This is a genomic window from Thalassovita sp., from assembly GCF_965218685.1.
Taxonomy (GTDB): Bacteria; Pseudomonadota; Alphaproteobacteria; order Rhodobacterales; family Rhodobacteraceae; genus Thalassobius.
In genome coordinates this window covers 1536303-1553728 of record NZ_OZ244657.1, presented here as the reverse complement: position 1 = coordinate 1553728, position 17426 = coordinate 1536303, and the positions used below count along the sequence as shown (strand labels likewise).

17 protein-coding genes are annotated in these 17426 nt (G+C 61.3%); 12 read left to right on the top strand and 5 right to left on the bottom strand.

All coding sequences use genetic code 11. The features are described from left to right. The first annotated feature begins 22 nt into the window (after positions 1-22). Genes ACOQOQ_RS07880 through arsC form a run of 3 tightly spaced genes read left to right on the top strand, consistent with a single transcriptional unit; the run spans position 23 to position 1748 of the window. Positions 23-361 (top strand): DUF952 domain-containing protein, encoded by a 339-nt coding sequence (locus ACOQOQ_RS07880; protein ID WP_420569586.1) that lies wholly within the window; start codon positions 23-25, stop codon positions 359-361. Next, complete coding sequence (locus ACOQOQ_RS07875) at positions 358-1416, top strand: quinone-dependent dihydroorotate dehydrogenase (protein WP_420569585.1); 1059 nt, start codon at positions 358-360, stop codon at positions 1414-1416. Before ACOQOQ_RS07880 ends, ACOQOQ_RS07875 begins: the two co-directional genes overlap by 4 nt. Next, positions 1413-1748: an arsenate reductase (glutaredoxin) gene (gene arsC, locus ACOQOQ_RS07870; protein WP_420569584.1), complete on the top strand. Its 336-nt coding sequence runs from the start codon at positions 1413-1415 to the stop codon at positions 1746-1748. The genes ACOQOQ_RS07875 and arsC overlap by 4 nt, the downstream gene beginning before the upstream one ends. Here arsC and ACOQOQ_RS07865 read toward each other — a convergent pair. Genes ACOQOQ_RS07865 through ACOQOQ_RS07855 form a run of 3 tightly spaced genes read right to left on the bottom strand, consistent with a single transcriptional unit; the run spans position 1745 to position 3991 of the window. After that, positions 1745-3061, bottom strand: coding sequence for an MATE family efflux transporter (locus tag ACOQOQ_RS07865; protein ID WP_420569583.1), 1317 nt, complete (start codon positions 3059-3061; stop codon positions 1745-1747). The two genes, arsC and ACOQOQ_RS07865, sit on opposite strands and share 4 nt — an antisense overlap. Further along, a complete protein-coding gene (locus tag ACOQOQ_RS07860; RefSeq protein ID WP_420569582.1) occupies positions 3054-3566 on the bottom strand; it encodes a PaaI family thioesterase in 513 nt (170 codons plus the stop codon). The genes ACOQOQ_RS07865 and ACOQOQ_RS07860 overlap by 8 nt, the downstream gene beginning before the upstream one ends. Continuing rightward, a complete protein-coding gene (locus tag ACOQOQ_RS07855; RefSeq protein ID WP_420569581.1) occupies positions 3566-3991 on the bottom strand; it encodes a PaaI family thioesterase in 426 nt (141 codons plus the stop codon). The genes ACOQOQ_RS07860 and ACOQOQ_RS07855 overlap by 1 nt, the downstream gene beginning before the upstream one ends. A 112-nt stretch (positions 3992-4103) precedes the next feature. Here ACOQOQ_RS07855 and ACOQOQ_RS07850 point away from each other — a divergent pair, with 112 nt between their 5' ends. The 7 genes from ACOQOQ_RS07850 to ACOQOQ_RS07820 all read left to right on the top strand — a co-directional run bounded on the left by ACOQOQ_RS07850 (position 4104) and on the right by ACOQOQ_RS07820 (position 12503). Further along, complete coding sequence (locus ACOQOQ_RS07850; protein WP_420569580.1) at positions 4104-5258, top strand: putative manganese transporter; 1155 nt, start codon at positions 4104-4106, stop codon at positions 5256-5258. A gap of 89 nt (positions 5259-5347) precedes the next feature. Further along, complete coding sequence (locus tag ACOQOQ_RS07845) at positions 5348-5719, top strand: MerR family transcriptional regulator (RefSeq protein WP_420569579.1); 372 nt, start codon at positions 5348-5350, stop codon at positions 5717-5719. A 251-nt stretch (positions 5720-5970) separates the two neighbouring features. Then, on the top strand, positions 5971-6378 hold the full coding sequence (locus ACOQOQ_RS07840) for a MerR family transcriptional regulator (protein ID WP_420569578.1): 408 nt from the start codon (positions 5971-5973) through the stop codon (positions 6376-6378). 36 nt (positions 6379-6414) lie between these two features. Then, positions 6415-8193 carry an acyl-CoA dehydrogenase C-terminal domain-containing protein gene (locus tag ACOQOQ_RS07835; protein WP_420569577.1) on the top strand — a complete coding sequence of 593 codons (1779 nt, stop codon included), beginning with the start codon at positions 6415-6417 and terminating at the stop codon, positions 8191-8193. Positions 8194-8366: 173 nt separating this feature from the next. Beyond that, positions 8367-8993: a glutathione S-transferase family protein gene (locus ACOQOQ_RS07830; RefSeq protein ID WP_420569576.1), complete on the top strand. Its 627-nt coding sequence runs from the start codon at positions 8367-8369 to the stop codon at positions 8991-8993. 75 nt (positions 8994-9068) lie between these two features. Further along, a complete protein-coding gene (locus tag ACOQOQ_RS07825; RefSeq protein WP_420569575.1) occupies positions 9069-10280 on the top strand; it encodes an acetyl-CoA C-acetyltransferase in 1212 nt (403 codons plus the stop codon). A 21-nt stretch (positions 10281-10301) separates the two neighbouring features. After that, positions 10302-12503, top strand: a complete 2202-nt coding sequence (locus ACOQOQ_RS07820; RefSeq protein ID WP_420569574.1) for a 3-hydroxyacyl-CoA dehydrogenase NAD-binding domain-containing protein — start codon at positions 10302-10304, stop codon at positions 12501-12503. A 124-nt stretch (positions 12504-12627) separates the two neighbouring features. On the opposite strand, the gene ACOQOQ_RS07815 is transcribed toward ACOQOQ_RS07820, so the two are convergent. Continuing rightward, positions 12628-13272 carry a sulfotransferase family 2 domain-containing protein gene (locus ACOQOQ_RS07815; RefSeq protein ID WP_420569573.1) on the bottom strand — a complete coding sequence of 215 codons (645 nt, stop codon included), beginning with the start codon at positions 13270-13272 and terminating at the stop codon, positions 12628-12630. 143 nt (positions 13273-13415) lie between these two features. Here ACOQOQ_RS07815 and ACOQOQ_RS07810 point away from each other — a divergent pair, with 143 nt between their 5' ends. Together ACOQOQ_RS07810 and ACOQOQ_RS07805 are read left to right on the top strand one after the other, a co-directional pair. Beyond that, complete coding sequence (locus ACOQOQ_RS07810) at positions 13416-15041, top strand: AMP-binding protein (protein ID WP_420569572.1); 1626 nt, start codon at positions 13416-13418, stop codon at positions 15039-15041. A gap of 98 nt (positions 15042-15139) precedes the next feature. Next, on the top strand, positions 15140-16171 hold the full coding sequence (locus tag ACOQOQ_RS07805; RefSeq protein ID WP_420569571.1) for a hypothetical protein: 1032 nt from the start codon (positions 15140-15142) through the stop codon (positions 16169-16171). Position 16172: 1 nt separating this feature from the next. Here the strand turns inward: ACOQOQ_RS07805 and ACOQOQ_RS07800 are convergent, their stop codons facing one another. Next, positions 16173-17402, bottom strand: a complete 1230-nt coding sequence (locus ACOQOQ_RS07800) for an SPOR domain-containing protein (RefSeq protein WP_420569570.1) — start codon at positions 17400-17402, stop codon at positions 16173-16175. Positions 17403-17426: the final 24 nt, after the last annotated feature.

The window sequence follows — 17426 nt, the reverse complement described above, 5'->3', positions numbered from 1 at the left end:
ACCTGCGCGGCATGTCAGGCTCATGCTGATCTACAAGATATTCCGCGCCGACGAATGGGCCGAATTGCAGACCAAGGGCCAGTCCTTGGGTGCGCCGGTCGATCTGGCCGATGGCTTCGTACATTTTTCAACCGCCCAGCAGGCCGCCGAAACCGCCGCCAAGCATTTCGCAGACGAGGACGGATTGGAGCTGCTGGCCGTCGAGACTGACACCCTGGGCGAGGCCCTGAAATGGGAACCCTCGCGCGGCGGTGCGCTGTTTCCCCATCTTTACCGCGCGCTGAAACTGTCGGATATCGCATGGCATCTGCCCCTGCCGCTGGTGGATGGGGCGCATCAATTCCCGGAAGGTATGGAATGACTCCGCTGGAAAAACTGGGCCTGTTCGCCCTGCACAAGGTTGACCCCGAAACCGCGCATGGCCTGTCGATCAAAGCGCTGCAACTGGGGGCCGCGCCCCTTGCTGGGCTGGTGACCTCGGAACGGCTGCGCACCACGGTTGCGGGGCTGAACATGGCCAACCCAGTGGGCCTGGCCGCAGGGTTTGATAAGAACGCGCAGGTCTTGTCGCCGTTGTCGCGCGCGGGTTTCGGGTTCATCGAGGTTGGCGCCGCCACCCCCCGCCCACAGCCCGGAAACCCCAAGCCGCGCTTGTTCCGCCTGTCCGAAGATCAGGCCGCGATCAACCGGTTCGGCTTCAACAACGAGGGGATGGAAGCGATCGGCGCACGTCTGTCCCAACGCCCCCGCGATATGGTGCTGGGCCTTAATCTGGGCGCCAACAAAGACAGCGAGGACCGCGCCGCCGATTTCGCCCGCGTGCTGACCCATTGCGGGCCATACCTGGATTTCGCGACGGTGAACGTGTCCTCTCCCAACACCGAAAAGCTGCGTGATTTGCAGGGTAAAGAAGCGCTGTCGGCGCTGCTGGCCGGCGTGATCGACGCCCGCGCCGAACTGGACCGAAAAATCCCCGTCTTCCTGAAAATCGCCCCCGATCTGAGCCCCGAAGAGTTGGAGGACGTGGCCGAGGTCGCGCTGACATCCGGCATCGATGCGGTGATCGCCACCAACACCACCCTGTCGCGCGAAGGCCTGCAAAGCCAGCATCGCGATCAGGCGGGCGGTCTGTCCGGCGCGCCTCTGTTTGAAAAATCCACCCGCGTTCTGGCCCGTTTGTCCGTGCTGACCGAGGGCAAGCTGCCCCTGATCGGCGTCGGCGGCATCTCGAACGCGCAACAAGCCTATGCGAAAATCCGGGCCGGGGCCTCGGCCGTGCAGCTCTATACCGCGCTGGTCTATCACGGGCTGTCGCTGGGCGCCGAGATCGCCAAAGGGCTGGACAAACTGCTGGAGCAAGACGGATTTGACAACGTGGACCAGGCCGTGGGCACCGCGAGAGAGGACTGGCTATGATCACCATTTGGCACAACCCCCGCTGTTCGAAATCGCGTCAGACCCTGGCTTTGTTGGAAGGGCGCGAGGTTGAGGTGCGCAAATATCTTGAGGACGCGCCTTCGGTCACGGAACTGCGCGCGGCTCAAGCCGCATTGGGCCTAAGCGCCATCGAAATGATGCGCACCAAAGAGGCGCTATTCAAGGAACTGGGCCTGACCAAGGACCTGCCCGAAGACGCCCTGCTGGAGGCCATGGCCGCCAACCCCAAGCTGATCGAGCGCCCTGTCGTGTTCGCCAACGGCAAGGCGCGCCTTGGACGTCCGCCCGAACAAGTGCTGGACATCCTTTAAGTCGCGGCCTCGGCCTCTAGCGCGGGGTAGCGCCACGCAAGCGTCACCCCCCTTGCCGCAAAGCTGATCAGCAGCGCAGCCCACAGACCGTGGTTTCCAAAGATCGGCAGCAGCACCGCCAGCGCGGCCAGATAAATCACGAAACTGACTGCCATCATGTTGCGCATATCCCGTCCGCGCGTGGCGCCGATAAAGATGCCATCCAGCATCCAGCTGGCCGCTCCGATAAAGGGCGCTGCGATCATGTAGATCAGGAAAACGCGCGCCTCGGCCCGAACGGGCTGAGATGTGCTCATCAGGTCGATGATCCAGCCGCCCGCGATCGCGAAGCCCAGCGTCAGCCCGATTGCAACGACATAGCCCCACAAGCCGGACAGAAACGCAGCGCGCCGCAGTGCCGCGCGTTTGCGTGCGCCCAGCGCCTGACCCACAAGGGTCTCGGCGCCAAAGGCAAACCCGTCCAGCGCATAGGCGGTGATATAAAGGAACTGCAGCAGCACCTGATTGGCGGCAAGGGTGACGTCCCCAAAATCGGCGCCCAACAGCAGGAACGAGATAAAGATCGCCTGCAGCATCAGCGATCGCAGCATGATATCTACGTTCACCGTCATCATATGAGTAAGCTTGGCCCGATCAAAGACACGCGCCCAGTCGCGCCACATGGGGGTGGCAAAAGCTGGTCGGCACAGCCACAGGCCCAGCGCAAGACCGCTCCATTCTGCGCAGAAGGTGGCAAATGAAACGCCCTGCACGCCCCAATCAAGCCCCAGCACGAACCACAGGTCCAGAAGGATGTTCAGCCCGTTCATCCACAGCTGGATGACCAGCACGGCGCGGGTCCTCTCTTGCGCGATCAGCCAGCCGGTGACGCCATAAAGGGCAATAGCGGCCGGGGCGCTGTAGATGCGAATGCTCAGATAATCGCGGGCAAGGGATTCAACCTCGGGGCTGGCAGGCGAAACCAGAAAGGCCCCGTGAAAGATTAACGTTTGAAGCAGGATGATGGCCAGACCTGCCGTGGCCGCGATCATCAACGCGCGAGTTAATAGCGCCGAGACCTCGCCCCGGTCCCCGGCCCCGTGCGCCTGGGCCGCCAGCCCCGTGGTACCCATGCGCAAAAAGCCGAAGATCCAGTATGTGCCGGTCAGGATCACCGCACCAACGCCTACCGCCCCGATCGGAGCGGCCAGCCCCATTTGCCCGACAACGCCCGTGTCCACGGCCCCCAGAATGGGCACCGTGGCGTTGGACAGAACAATGGGCAAGGCGATCTTTAACACACGTCGGTGCGTGATCGCGTTCGGATCAGCCATCCGATTGCGGCATCAGGAAATGCCCGGTAGCCTGGGCAAAGTTGCGATGGCGGTTGTCTTGCCAGGCCTCGACATGCACGCTTGCGTATCGCCGCCCCGAGCGGTTGATCTGCGCGCGCGCATAGGCATCACGCGGCAGGCCCGAACGCAGATAATCCACCGTGAAATCAATTGTCTTGGGTAGACGCGGCAGCTGGCCGGCGACCAGTTGTTCCACGTCCAGCGCCCCGCTTTCGATATCATCCCACAGATAGGCCCAGCTAAGCCCGATGATCGCCGTCACCTCTAGAAACGCAGCGGTCACCCCGCCGTGGATAGCGGGCAGCATGGGATTGCCGATCAGCTTGTCCTCGAACGGAAGCACGGCGGTCAGTTCATCCCCGCGGCGGTCAAACTCGATGCCAAGGAACTGGATATAAGGCACACCATGCACCAGAGCGTTCAAAGCTGCGTCGCGGCGCTGCTTGACGACCTGCATGGGTTCGGGTCTGGGGCGCTTGTTCATCAGCGGCCTCCTTCGACGGTAAAGGCACCGCTGGCCGTGGCGACAGGCAGGTCTTCGTCGTCGTCAAGTGCTTCGGCGCGGACAAAGGCCACGGTTTTGGTGATGCGATAGCAATGCGCGCGGGTGCGGATCGCCTGCCCCGGCGTGGCCGCGCGCATATAGTCGATACGCAAGTCGATCGTGGCCGTGCCGCCAGGCGCCTTGGGATGGCTCATCACCGCCGCCCCGCAAGTGGTATCCAGCAGGGCAAAAACCGCGCCTCCGTGGATCACCCCGGTTTTGGGATCACCGATAAAGCGTTCATCATAGGGCATGCGCATCTCGGCCCGACCCTCGCCGATGATGGTGAACTCCATCCCCAGCGCCTTGGCATGAGGAATCGCCGAGATGAACTGCTGGGCGATAATGTCATTATCAGGTGCCAAAAGGGGCCTCCGTGCGCGGTTCGTTTGCAGTTGCAGTATTTTTCAGGCCAGAATCAGCCGAGCGCAAGAATTAGTTCTTGCAATTGAGAATAATTCTCATATGCATTCTGGTATGACACAGCTCGACACCAACGCTTCGGCCCCGCATACTTCGTTCAAACCCGGTTTTCTGGGCCCATTCCGGGCACGCCGGTTACCTTACGTCATACTTTTGCTGGTGCTGGCATTGGTCCCCGGAGAACTGGGCGGCCTGACCCGCGAGCTGATGCTGGACGCCTATTTCCAGGTTTCGGTTTTCGTCGGAATGACGCTGCTGGTGTTCTATGGCTCTGAGCGGTTGTTCAAATACAACATCGGCAGCGCGCTGCAGAATGCCAAGATGGCGCAGGTTCCGCTGGCGGCTCTGCTGGGCACCACCCCCGGCTGCGGGGGCGCGGTCGTTGTGGTCGCTGCCTACAGCTCGGGACATGTCGGATTCGGAGCGGTCGTGGCCACGCTGACCGCCACCATGGGCGACGCGGCCTTTTTGCTGATCGCCACGCGGCCCGATGCAGCGCTTGTTGTGCTGCCGCTTTCCTTTGTTGTGGGTGTATTGTCGGGCTGGATCGTGGACAAACTGAACATTGTGCCGCCTGCTACCGACCCGACCAAGGTAATTTCGCCCGTCCGGATCGGCGCCTTGCGGAAACGGGACCTGCTGTTCCTTGTTATCGCGTTGCCGGGCTTTGTTCTGGGCGTGCTGCAGCTGCTGCAATCTCCCCTTTATGACCAGGTTCCTTTTACGCTGCTTGGCGCCATAGGTCTGGCCGGTACCTTCCTGGGCTTGTTGATCTGGTCTCTGTCACCGCTGCAAGCGATGACCAATGCAGCGGACACCCCGACGACGCGGATGGCCGAGGAGACCAGCTTTATCTCGGTTTGGGTGATCGGAGCCTACCTGGCCTATGATTATCTGGTTCTGTTCACCGGGCTTGACCTGAAAGACGCCTTTCAGACAGTGGCCCCGTTGCTGCCACTGATCGGCATCCTGGTCGGATTTATCCCCGGCTGCGGGCCTCAGGTTCTGGTGACGACGCTGTATATCAACGGCGCCCTGCCCTTTGCAGCGCTGATCGGCAATGCGATCTCGAACGATGGGGACGCCCTGTTCCCCGCGATTGCCGTAAACCCGCGCAGCGCCGTTCTTGCCACGCTGGTCTCGGCCGTCCCAGCGCTGATCGTGGCCTATGGATTCTACATTCTTGCCCCCGGCTTCATGACCCCGTGACGCCACGTTCTGACCTTACGTTATGGGGGTGGTCAACGGCGTGCTGCTGATGCAGTATGTTCGCAACCTAACCAATATGACGGCCTGGAATGTCTGACACACGCCTGACTTTCAAAGAAATGTGCGCAAAGTTCGATGTGACCCCGCGCACATTACGCTACTACGAATATATCGAGCTGCTTGAACCCGAACGGGACGGGCGCTCTCGCTATTATGGCCCACGTGAAGTGGCTCGGATGACCCTGATTTTGAACGGCAGGCGCTGGGGTTTCGCGCTCGAAGGCATTCGTAAGTGGCTTTTGATCTACGACAACGAAGGCACGCAGGCGCAGATGGAAGCTTGGGTCAGAGATGCAACGGCCCAGTTGGAAGTCCTGCAAGAACAGCGCCGCCAGCTGGACATTGCGATCGAGGAATTGACCGAATCACGCGACCAGACAGCCGCTTCCCTGAAAGCCTAGACCCGCGTTTCCAACAGCAAAATCAGATTCGAACCCCGCCCCTGTGGCGGGGTTTTTCGGTTCTGACAGGTCGAAATTTCCGTTGACGTTACGAAAGGAAATTACCGCCAGGGTAGGGTTACGTTGCTTGATCTTACGTCAAGCGCGAAGTGACGTAGCGTACCGATTACGTCAACGTCAATTTGTATTGTAACGATGTGGTCGAGACTTCATTTCTTGACCATCCGTTAAATCTTCGGAGGGCAAGGATAATGTCTACGACGAATGAAACCATGACGATCCGGGAAATGTGCGACGCGTTCGGGGTCACTGCACGCACGCTGCGTTTCTACGAAGCAAAGGAACTGTTGTTCCCGATCCGGGAGGGCCAAAAACGCCTGTTCACCCATCGGGACCGCGGTCGGTTGAAACTGATCCTGCGCGGCAAGCGCTTCGGCTTCAGCCTGGAGGAAATCCGCCAGCTTCTGGATCTTTACAACATGGGGGATGCCCAGCTGACGCAGTTGGAGCGCACCCTCGAAGTGGCGCAGGACCGTCTGCGTGACATGGAAAAGCAACGTGATGAGCTTAACGTGGCCATCGAAGAGCTGAAAGAACAGATGGGCTGGGGCGAGCAGATGGTCACCTCGCTCAAGCAAGAGAAGAAGGCAGCCGAGTAGCCCCAACGGGCCCCGGCGACAAATGGGAGAGAGACCATGCCGAGCTATACCGCACCTGTGAAAGACATGCAGTTCGTGCTGCATGATCTGCTGAAAGTCAGCCAATCAGACGTTCCGGGCTATGGCGATCTGGAATCGGATTTCACCAGCGCTGTTCTGGAAGAAGCCGGCAAGATCACCTCGGAAGTTCTGGCGCCGCTGAACACTGTCGGGGACAAGGAAGGCTGTGTTCTGGAAAACGGCGTGGTCCGCGTGCCAACAGGCTTCCAAGAGGCATTCGATCAGGTGCGCGAAGGCGGCTGGACCGGCCTGGACCTGCCCGAGCAATATGGCGGTCAGGGCATGCCCTATGTCATGGGCATCGCCGTGGGCGAGATGTTCAGCTCGGCGAACCAGGCGTTCTCGATGTACCAAGGCCTGACCCACGGCGCGGCCTCGGCCATTCTGGCGCACGGAACCGACGCGCAGAAAGACACCTATCTGCCCAAGATGGTGTCCTGCGAATGGACCGGCACCATGAACCTGACCGAACCGCATTGCGGTACCGATCTGGGCCTGATGCGCACCAAGGCCGTTCCCCAGGACGACGGCAGCTACAAAATCTCGGGTCAGAAGATCTTTATCTCGGCTGGCGAGCACGAGATGTCGGACAACATCATTCACCTGGTGCTTGCCAAGATCCCCGGCGGCCCCGAAGGCATCAAGGGCGTGTCGCTGTTCATCGTGCCCAAGTTCATCGTCAACGAGGACGGCACCCCCGGCGCACGTAACGGCGTCAGCTGTGGCGCGATCGAAGAGAAAATGGGCATCCACGGCAACTCGACCTGTGTGATGAACTATGACGAGGCGACCGGATACCTGCTGGGCGACGAACACAAAGGCATGCGCGCCATGTTCACAATGATGAACGAAGCGCGCATCGGCGTTGGCATGCAGGGCCTGACCCAGGCCGAGGCCGCCTATCAGAATGCTGTCATCTATGCCAAGGACCGCCTGCAAGGCCGCGACGTCACCGGCGTGAAAAACCCGGACGGCCCGGCCGATCCGCTGATCGTGCACCCTGATATTCGCCGCAACCTGATGGACCAAAAGAGCTTTATCGAGGGCGCGCGCGCCTTCATCCTGTGGAGCTCGGTCATGATCGACAAGGCCCACCGCAACGGCGACAAGGATGCCGACGGGCTGGTCAGCCTGCTGACCCCCGTCATCAAGGGTTTCCTGACCGACGAAGGCTATGACATGACCGTTCAGGCCCAGCAGGTGTATGGCGGCCATGGCTATATCGAAGAATGGGGCATGTCCCAGTTCACCCGCGACGCCCGGATTGCCATGATCTATGAAGGCGCCAACGGTGTGCAGGCGCTGGACCTGGTAGGCCGCAAACTGGCTCAGGATGGTGGCAAGCACGTCATGGCCTTCTTCGAGTTGGTGAAAACCTTCCTCAAGGAAAACGAGGGCAACGAGGCGCTGAAAGCCGATTTCCTGGACCCGCTCAAGGCCGCGTCGAAGGACCTGCAGGCGGCGGGCACGTACTTCATGCAGAACGGCATGAAAAACCCCAACAATGCGCTGTCCGGCTCGTATGATTTTATGCACCTGTTCGGCCACGTTTGCCTGGGCCTGATGTGGGCGCAAATGGCCAAGGCTTCGCTGGAAGCGTTGGAGAACGGCACCGAGGATCCGGATTTCTATGAAACCAAGCTGACCACCGGCCGGTTCTACATGGCGCGTCGCCTGCCCATCACGGCGACTCACCTGGCCCGCATCAACAGCGGTGCCGACACGGTGATGTCGCTGGACGCTGAACAGTTCTAAGCGAAACGGGGTGGGCCTGTGGCCCACCCTGCCCCTGCGCACAGCACGGGGAAGAATGGACGTAACGTGCCAAGGTCTGACGCCGGGTCACGGGGCAAACACCGCCTTTTCTTTGTGGTGGAAACTCCCCACACTCGATCTCAGGCGTAAGCGCGACGGCGGGAGGAACGTACATGTCGATCAAACTCTATTGTTTTGGTGAAAGCGGGAATTCATACAAGGCTGCCCTGGCGCTTGAGCTGTCCGGCCTGGAATGGGAACCCGTCTGGGTGGACTTTTTCAGTGGCGCGGCCCGCAGCCCCGAATACCGCGCGTTAAACGTGATGGGCGAGGCGCCAGTGCTGGTGGATGGCGACGTGACGCTGACCCAATCGGGCGTCATACAGATGTATATCACCGAGAAAACCGGAAAATTCGGCGGCAACACCCCCGAAGAGGCCCGCGAGGTGATGCGCTGGATGTTCTGGGACAACCACAAAATGTCCAGCCAGGCCGGGATGACCCGGTTTCTGATGAACTTCCTGCCCGAAAAGCACCGAAATGACGATGTGATCGGGTTCAACGTTGGCCGTCTGCAGGCCGCGCTGAAGGTGCTGGACCAAGCGCTGGACGGCAAGGACTGGCTGGTCGGAGACAGCGTGACGAATGCAGACCTCAGCTGCTGCGGATATTTGTACTACCCCGAGCCCTTTGGCTTTGATCGCGCGGCCTATGCAAACATTGACCGCTGGCTGGGCAACATCAGCGCCCTGCCGGGATGGCAACATCCCTATGATCTGATGCCGCGCTCGGGCGGATAAATCTAAACAATTTCGGCCGGTCGCAAGGCGGCTGGCTGGTGAACTGAACTCTAGTCATAAAGTGGAAGGCGAAAAATGACCGAAGCCTATATCTATGACGCCGTGCGCACGCCGCGTGGCAAGGGCCGCCCGGACGGGTCGCTGCACGAGGTAACCGCAGTGCGGTTGTCCTCGAACGTGTTGAACGCGCTGAAAGACCGCAACGGGTTGGAAGGCCATGCAGTCGAGGACGTGATCTGGGGCAACGTCACCCAGGTAATGGAGCAAGGCGCCTGCCTGGCGCGTACCGCCGTTTTGGGCTCGGATCTGGACGAATCCATCCCCGGCCTGTCGATCAACCGCTTCTGCGCAAGCGGCATGGAGGCTGTGAACCTGGCCGCCAACCAGGTGAAGGGCGGCGCGGGTGATGCCTATATCGCCGGTGGTGTCGAAATGATGAGCCGCGTGCCCATGGGCAGCGACGGAGCCGCCGTGGCCGCCGATCCTTCGGTCGCGATGGAGAAATACTTTGTCCCGCAGGGCATTTCCGCGGACATCATCGCCACCGAATATGGCTTTACCCGTGATCAGGCAGACGCTCTGGCCGTGGAATCGCAAAAGCGGGCCAAGGCCGCATGGGACGACAACCGTTTCGCCAAATCCGTGATCCCGGTGACCGACCAGAACGGCCTGACCATCCTGGACTATGACGAATTCATCCGTCCCGGCACCGATATGCAGGGTCTGGGCGCGCTGAAACCTTCGTTCAAGGACATGGGCGAGGTGATGCCCGGCTTTGATAAGGTCGCGATGCTGAAATACCCCCATCTGGAGCGGATCAACCACATTCACCACGCGGGCAACAGCTCGGGTATCGTGGATGGCTCGGCTGGTGTTCTGATCGGCAATGCCGATTTCGGCAAGAAATACGGCCTGAAGCCGCGCGCGCGCATCCGTCAGACCTGCAAAATCGGCACCGAGCCGACGATCATGCTGACCGGCCCCGTGCCCGCCACGCAGAAGATCCTGAAAGATGCCGGGATGCAGTTCAGTGACATTGATCTGTGCGAGGTCAACGAGGCCTTTGCCTCGGTCGTGCTGCGCTTCCAACAGGCGTTTGACGCGGACATGGACAAGGTGAATGTCAACGGCGGCTCGATCGCGATGGGTCACCCGCTGGGCGCCACCGGAGCCATCATCATCGGCACCCTGCTGGACGAGCTGGAGCGTCAGGACAAAGAGGTCGGCCTGGCCACCTTGTGCATCGCATCCGGCATGGGCGCGGCCACCATCATCGAACGCGTGTAATTCGGGGCAGGAGTGACAGACATGACTGATTTCATCATGACCAAAGACGCCGAGGGCGTCGCCACCATCACCTGGGATTGCCCCGGTAAGTCCATGAACGTCATGAGCGCCGAGGCTCTGCTTCTGCTCAGCGATCTGATCGACGACGCGCTGGCCGACGAGGCCGTCAAAGGCGTGGTCATCACCAGCGGCAAGAAGGATTTCGCCGGCGGGATGGACCTTAACGTGCTGGCCAAGATGAAGGCCGATGCGGGCGACGATCCCGCGCGCGGCCTGTTCGAAGGCACCATGAAAATGCACGGCCTGCTGCGCAAGATCGAACTGGCCGGGATGGACTTCAAAACCAAGAAAGGCGGCAAACCGATTGCGGCCGCCCTGCCCGGCACCGCCGTTGGCATCGGGCTGGAGCTGCCCCTGTCCACGCACCGTATCTTTGCCGCTGACAACCCCAAGGCCAAGATCGGCCTGCCGGAAATCATGGTCGGCATTTTCCCGGGCGCAGGCGGCACCACCCGCCTGGTCCGCAAGATGGGCGCGATGGGCGCCAGCCCGTTCCTGCTGCAAGGCAAGCTGGTTGACCCGAAAAAAGCAAAGGGCGCGGGCATCATTGACGAGGTCGTCGAGGATCCGATTGCGGCTGCCCGCGAATGGGTGCTGAACGCCAAGGACGCCGATCTGGTCAAACCCTGGGACGCGAAGGGCTATAAAATGCCCGGCGGTGCGCCGTATCACCCCGCTGGCTTCCCGACTTTCGTGGGCGCCTCGGCCATGGTGAACGCCAACACCAATGGTGCTTTCCCTGCTGCCAAAGCCCTGCTCAGTGCGGTCTACGAAGGTGCCCTGGTGCCCTTCGACACCGCCCTGAAAATCGAAGCCCGCTGGTTCACCAACATCCTGATGAACCCGTCCTCGGCGGCCATGATCCGGTCGCTGTTCCTGAACAAGGAAGCACTGGAAAAAGGCGCCGTGCGTCCCAAGGACGTGCCCGATCAATCGGTCAAGAAAATCGGCGTTCTGGGCGCGGGCATGATGGGTGCCGGTATTGCTCTGGTCAGCGCGCAAGCTGGCATGGAAGTGGTCCTAATCGACCGCGACCAAGAGGCGGCGGATCGCGGCAAGGCCTACTCGGAAACCTATATGGACAAGGGCATCAAACGCGGCAAAGCCACCCCTGAGAAGAAAGAGGCCCTGCTGGCCCGCATCACCGCCACTCCCGATCTGGACGCGCTGAAAGGCTGTGACCTGATCATCGAGGCGGTGTTCGAAGACCCCGGCGTGAAGGCTGATATGACCAAGAAGGTCGAGGCGATCATTCCCGAGGATTGCATCTTTGCCTCGAACACCTCGACCCTGCCGATCACCGGCTTGGCCAAGGCGTCCGTGCGCCCCGAGCAGTTCATCGGCATCCACTTCTTCAGCCCGGTCGAACGCATGCTGTTGGTCGAGATTATTAAAGGCAAGGAAACCGGCGACCGCGCGGTGGCCAAGGCGCTGGATTACGTCCGCCAGATCCGCAAAACCCCGATCGTGGTCAATGACGCGCGGTTCTTCTACTGCAACCGCTGCATCATCCCCTACATGAACGAAGCAATGCGCATCGTGACCGAGGGCACCCCGGCGGCAATGGTCGATCACGCGGCGCAGCAGTTGGGCTTCCCCGTGGGGCCGATCCAGCTGACGGACGAAACCTCGGTCGATCTGGGCGCCAAGATTGCCCGCGCGACCAAGGCCGCGATGGGCGACGCCTATCCTGAAAGTCCCTCGGACGATCTGATCTTCTGGATGGAAGAGCTGGGCCGTCTGGGCCGCAAATCCAAGGCGGGCTTCTTTGACTATGACGAGAAGGGCAAGCGCCAGGGCTATTGGCAGGGCATCACCGAGAAATATCCGGCCGCCGAAGAGCTTCCGGACATTCAGGACGTCAAGGACCGCCTGATGTTCGCGCAGGTGCTGGAAGCGGTGCGCGCACTGGAAGAAGGTGTTGTTGAAGACATCCGCGAAGGTGACGTGGGCGCGATCCTGGCCTGGGGCTTTGCGCCCTGGACCGGTGGGCCCTACAGCTGGCTGGACATGCTGGGCGCCGAATACGCCGCCCAACGCTGTGACGAGCTGGAAGCGGCCTATGGTGAGCGGTTCAAATGCCCCGATCTGCTGCGGGACATGGCGGCAAAGGGCCAAAGCTTCTATGGCCGGTTCGACCCCGAGGCAAAATCCGCAGCCTAAGCCGGACAGACAAGGAAAGGCGCGCCCCCGGAAACGGGGGCGCGTTTGCTATTAAGCGGACTGCGCTGACGCGCAGGCCGGATCAGCCCTGCGGGCCGCTGGCGCTGCGTTCAGAGCGCGGAGTTTAGTCGTAGCTGTAGCCGAAACGCGCGATGTCATCCGCGCAGATATCATGAACCAACGCGGCGTCCGCGTCCGTGTAATACCTGTGATAGCCCACACGGTTTGACCGGTTCACGTGGCCCAGCTCGAGCTTGAACCCAAGGTGATCCCACAAGGGCTGGGCGTCCTTTTCAAAATGCTCCAGCCGGATGTAGCAATTGCACTGCTCGCGCCCCCTGAGATCGGTCATATAAAAAGCATAGGGTGCCGACTTGAGCGATATCTGCGTATGCGGATGATTGATGAACCCACTGAAATCATGAGATTTTGCCAAGCGAACGGCGGGATGGTCGAAGTTCTGGTCGCGCAGCCAGTGGTAATAGCTAACCACCCGATCCCAGGGGTTTCGCACCAGGGTGAAGGTGAAATACTCGGTAATTTGCGCGGGCGTTGCCAATCCGTCGATATCGGCAAGGGTTGAGTGTTTCCACAGCCGCCCCGCCGCCTGGCTGTCTGACACCCGCGAGCGGCGACGCTTTGCCTTGGGGGTGTCCCCCAGCATAAGATCATCCTTCATGGCGCGCGCCTCCAGCGCCAATGCCATGGAGGTGCCCCCCGTCTTGGGAATGTGGATGAAGATATATTGGCGGCCATGCGACAGGATCATGCGCGGACGCTAACCGATTGACCGCCCGCCGAAAAGTCCACGGCGTGCGGAAATATCGCCGATCTACGCATTCTTACGAATTGTGCCCTACGCCAATCGCCCGCATAATTCGCCACGATTTGAAGACCCCAGAGGAGGACACCATGGGCTGGATGCAGGACGAAACCGGGCTTGAGAAGAACGCGGCGAACTATGTTCCCTTGACGCCCCTGTCATGGCTGAACCGGGCCAAGGACGTGTTTCCCGACCTGCTGGCCGTGGTCTATGGCACCCATCGCAAGACCTACACACAGTATCACGAGCGGGTGACGCGGCTGGCCTCGGGGCTGGTCAAGCTGGGGGTGCAGCCCGGCGATGTGGTGGCCACCGTCATTCCCAACCTGCCCGCCCAGGCCGAAGCCCATTTCGGCGTGCCAGCCTGCGGGGCCGTTCTGAACACGATCAACACCCGTCTGGAAACCGACACGATTGCATATATCCTGGATCACGGTGGCGCCAAGGTGGTGCTGGTGGACCCGCAGTTCCTGCCCGTCGTCGCTCAGGCCATCGAGACCATGGAGGGGCCCGCGCCCATCGTGATCGAGGTCGCCGACGATCAGGCCGGCGTGCACGCGCATGGCCACTATATGGAGTATGAAGAGCTACTGGCCTCGGGCGATCCTGAATTCCAGTGGATCATGCCCCAAGACGAATGGGAAAGCATCGCGCTGAACTATACCTCGGGCACCACCGGACGGCCCAAGGGCGTGGTTTACCACCACCGAGGCGCCTATCTGAACGCGATGGGGCAGGCGATCAGCTGGCGGCTGCAACTTCATCCGAAATACCTGACCATCGTGCCGCTTTTCCACTGCAACGGCTGGTGCCACACGTGGTTGATGCCTGCCTATGGCGGCACCGTGATCTGCTGCCGCGACATCACGGCCAAGGCGGTTTTCGATGCCATCGCAGACGAGGGCGCGACTCATTTCGGCGGCGCGCCCATCGTGTTGAATACGTTGGTGAACGCACCCGAAAGCGACCGGCGCGACTTTGATCACGTGGTCGAGGTTTTCACCGCAGGCGCCCCCCCTGCCCCCGCGACGCTGGCCAAGATTGAGCCTATGGGCTTTAACGTGACGCAGGTTTACGGGCTGACCGAAGTCTACGGCCCCGCCACCGAATGCACCTGGAAAGAGATGTGGGAACCGCTGGAGGGCGCAGATCGCGCCGCGATCAAGGCCCGGCAGGGTGTGGCCATGCCGATCTACGAACACATCACCGTCGTCGACGAAAAAATGCAACAAATCCCTATGGATAGCACCACTCAGGGCGAGATTGTGATGCGCGGAAACGGGGTGATGAAGGGCTATTTGAAGAACCCCGAAGCCACGGCCGAGGCCTTCAAGGGTGGCTATTTCCACACCGGGGACATCGCGATCCAGCACCCCGATACCTATGTGCAGATCGCTGATCGGGCCAAGGACATCATCATCTCGGGCGGGGAAAACATCAGCTCGGTCGAGGTCGAGGGCGTGCTGATGGGCCATCCCGATGTGCTGCTGTGCGCGGTCGTTGCCAAGCCGGACGAAAAATGGGGCGAGGTGCCCTGCGCCTTTGTTGAACTCAAGGACGGCCACAGCGCAGACGAGGCCGGGATGATCGCCTTTGCGCGCGAGCATCTGGCCGGGTTCAAAACCCCGAAGAAGGTGGTTTTCCAGGAACTGCCCAAAACCTCGACCGGGAAAATCCAGAAGTTCGAGCTGCGCACCATCGCAAAATCCCTTTAGGCGCCAAATCGCTGAAACGGATGTGAACGGGGGCGGATGGACGCCCCCGCCCTGCCCGTGTTATTCAACAGGTAACGAAAGAGGCAGGGCAGCCCGGAATGACGGCACTTGAGAAATACCAGCGGATCGAAGCCACTGGTCTATGGCGCCCCGACGCGGACACACAGCGACGCGAGGTGATCGTCTCGATCGGCGATGCCACGCTGGTCATCACCGATTCACAGGAACGCCCGCTGACCCACTGGTCTCTGGCCGCGATCGAACGCGCCAACCCCGGCGAGACCCCCGCGATCTATCACCCCGATGGCGATCCTGATGAAGTTTTGGAACTGCCTGACACGGAATCCGAGATGATCAGCGCCATCGAAAAACTGCGTCAGGCCGTCGGGCGCGGACGGGCCAAACCCGGGCGTTTGCGCCTGATGATCCTGGGGTTTGTGGTGCTGACCATGGGGCTGTTGGGCACTTTGTGGCTGCCCGGCGCGATGCTGCGCCACACCGTTCGCGTCGTCCCCGAGGTCAAGCGCCAGGATCTGGGCGCCCGGCTGCTGACCCACGCCGAACGCCTGACCGGCCAGACCTGCGCAGCGCCGGGCACGGCAGCGGTTCTGGACCATCTGGCCACGCGGGTGCAGCTTGCTGGCCATGGCGCCCGCCAGATCGTGGTGATGCGCGCGGGCCTGTCTGAAACAGTGATGCTGCCCGGTCAGATCCTGCTGATAAGCCGTCGCCTGATCGAGGAATACGAGGATCCCGCCGTCGTCGCGGGCTTTGTGCTGGCCGAGCTGACGCGCAGCGCCCAGGTTGACCCGCTGGCGCAGCTGCTGGACCAAAGCGGCTTTACCGACACGCTGCGCCTGCTGACCACCGGAACGCTACCGCAGGACACATTGGCCGGATATGCCGAAACCGTTCTGGCAAATCCTCGCAGCCCTGTGCCCGATCAGGCCTTGCTGCAGGCCTTTGGGCAGGCGCAAATCCCCGCCGCGCCCTATGCCTATGCCCTGGACGTGTCCGGCGAGGCGACCTTGCCCCTGATCGAGGCCGACCCTCTGCGTGGTCAGACGGCCCCGGTGATCCTGCAGGATGCCGAGTGGGTCCGTCTTCAGGAAATCTGTGACGCCGAATGAGTTAACGCAGGAACGCGTCGCGGAACCCGGCACCTCGGGCTGTTGCAAGGGCCGCATTCAGTTGCTGGGCCGAACCGAAAGGCCCTGCCATCACGATCTGATACTGCTTGCCGCCCTTGGAATAGCGGCCGATCCGCACCGGCAGGCCCGAGCCCTGCAACCGCGCCGCAGTCCGCTGCGCGTTGGCAGGCACACCGAATGTGCCAACCTGCACGTATTTCTTGCCACTGGTCACAACCGGTTTGGTCGCCGGCGCCGATTTGCTGGACACCACCGCCCGAGGCTTGACCGTTTTCGTTGTCGTGCCCTTGGTCGCAACAACCGGCTTTTTCATATAAGCGAAGGCCTTGGTGCGCTGTTGCGTGGCAAGATCGGTATAGGGATAGGTCACGTTCGGGTTAAAGCGGGTTACATCCCGGCCGGTGCGTTTTTCAACCAGCTTACGCGGAACGGTGTTGGTCCAGACCAGCTCCATCTGTGCTTGCCCGGTCGCGCCGCGAGGACCGCGCTGTGGGTTCAGCCGATCATCCTCCCACACGGGCCTGTAGCCAGCGGGCACTTTCACGTCACGCGAGGTTGCGGGCACAGCCTCGAAAACCTGACGCGGCAGAATCCGGGGCCTCGGAGTAATGGAAACCATGTCAGCCCCATTGCTGTAACCCACGGGTGATACATCTTGCGGGCCGCAACGCAGACCAGGGCCGGTCATATATTTTCCGCTGGCCCCGAAATTGGGGCACGAGGCCATCTTGGGCGCTTCGATCTGTGCCGGGGCAACGCGCTTGGGCGCAGGGGCCTTCACGATCACCGGCTTGGGTGCGGCGGGTGCGGGTTTGGTGGCGCGAACCACGCGGCTGGGCACCGGTTTTGGGGTCTGCGCAGGTTTGGGCGCGGCCTTGGGGGCGGGCTTGGGCGCTTGAACCACTTTGGTTTTTGGCTTGGGCGCGGCCACTGGTTTGGGCTCGGGCGCCGGGGCCGCCTTGGCAAAGGTCGGCTGGGCCCCGCAAATCGGCTGACGCGAGCGGGTCACGCGCGGCACCCAGGTCACGTTTCCATCAACGCCGGCGCGGATGTAGACACACCCACGGCTGTCCACATATTGCTTACCCTTATACGAGGCCGGTGGGAATTCGGCTGGCATTCCCGTGCCCCCAAGACCCTGCGCGGCAACGCCGCCAGCCCCAAGGATCAGTGCAAAAACAGCGGAAGACAGAACTTTTGAAAACGGCATGAGGACCCCATGGAAAGGCTTTTG

Excerpts from the sequence above, each read along its gene's own strand:
- ACOQOQ_RS07845 (WP_420569579.1), top strand. The coding sequence starts at position 5,348 with ATGTCTGACACACGCCTGACTTTCAAAGAAATGTGCGCAAAGTTCGAT.
- ACOQOQ_RS07815 (WP_420569573.1), bottom strand. The coding sequence starts at position 13,272 with ATGATCCTGTCGCATGGCCGCCAATATATCTTCATCCACATTCCCAAG.
- ACOQOQ_RS07875 (WP_420569585.1), top strand. The coding sequence starts at position 358 with ATGACTCCGCTGGAAAAACTGGGCCTGTTCGCCCTGCACAAGGTTGAC.
- ACOQOQ_RS07865 (WP_420569583.1), bottom strand. The coding sequence starts at position 3,061 with ATGGCTGATCCGAACGCGATCACGCACCGACGTGTGTTAAAGATCGCC.
- ACOQOQ_RS07830 (WP_420569576.1), top strand. The coding sequence starts at position 8,367 with ATGTCGATCAAACTCTATTGTTTTGGTGAAAGCGGGAATTCATACAAG.
- arsC (WP_420569584.1), top strand. The coding sequence starts at position 1,413 with ATGATCACCATTTGGCACAACCCCCGCTGTTCGAAATCGCGTCAGACC.
- ACOQOQ_RS07810 (WP_420569572.1), top strand. The coding sequence starts at position 13,416 with ATGGGCTGGATGCAGGACGAAACCGGGCTTGAGAAGAACGCGGCGAAC.
- ACOQOQ_RS07825 (WP_420569575.1), top strand. The coding sequence starts at position 9,069 with ATGACCGAAGCCTATATCTATGACGCCGTGCGCACGCCGCGTGGCAAG.
- ACOQOQ_RS07805 (WP_420569571.1), top strand. The coding sequence starts at position 15,140 with ATGACGGCACTTGAGAAATACCAGCGGATCGAAGCCACTGGTCTATGG.
- ACOQOQ_RS07880 (WP_420569586.1), top strand. The coding sequence starts at position 23 with ATGCTGATCTACAAGATATTCCGCGCCGACGAATGGGCCGAATTGCAG.
- ACOQOQ_RS07860 (WP_420569582.1), bottom strand. The coding sequence starts at position 3,566 with ATGAACAAGCGCCCCAGACCCGAACCCATGCAGGTCGTCAAGCAGCGC.
- ACOQOQ_RS07835 (WP_420569577.1), top strand. The coding sequence starts at position 6,415 with ATGCCGAGCTATACCGCACCTGTGAAAGACATGCAGTTCGTGCTGCAT.
- ACOQOQ_RS07850 (WP_420569580.1), top strand. The coding sequence starts at position 4,104 with ATGACACAGCTCGACACCAACGCTTCGGCCCCGCATACTTCGTTCAAA.
- ACOQOQ_RS07840 (WP_420569578.1), top strand. The coding sequence starts at position 5,971 with ATGTCTACGACGAATGAAACCATGACGATCCGGGAAATGTGCGACGCG.
- ACOQOQ_RS07800 (WP_420569570.1), bottom strand. The coding sequence starts at position 17,402 with ATGCCGTTTTCAAAAGTTCTGTCTTCCGCTGTTTTTGCACTGATCCTT.
- ACOQOQ_RS07820 (WP_420569574.1), top strand. The coding sequence starts at position 10,302 with ATGACTGATTTCATCATGACCAAAGACGCCGAGGGCGTCGCCACCATC.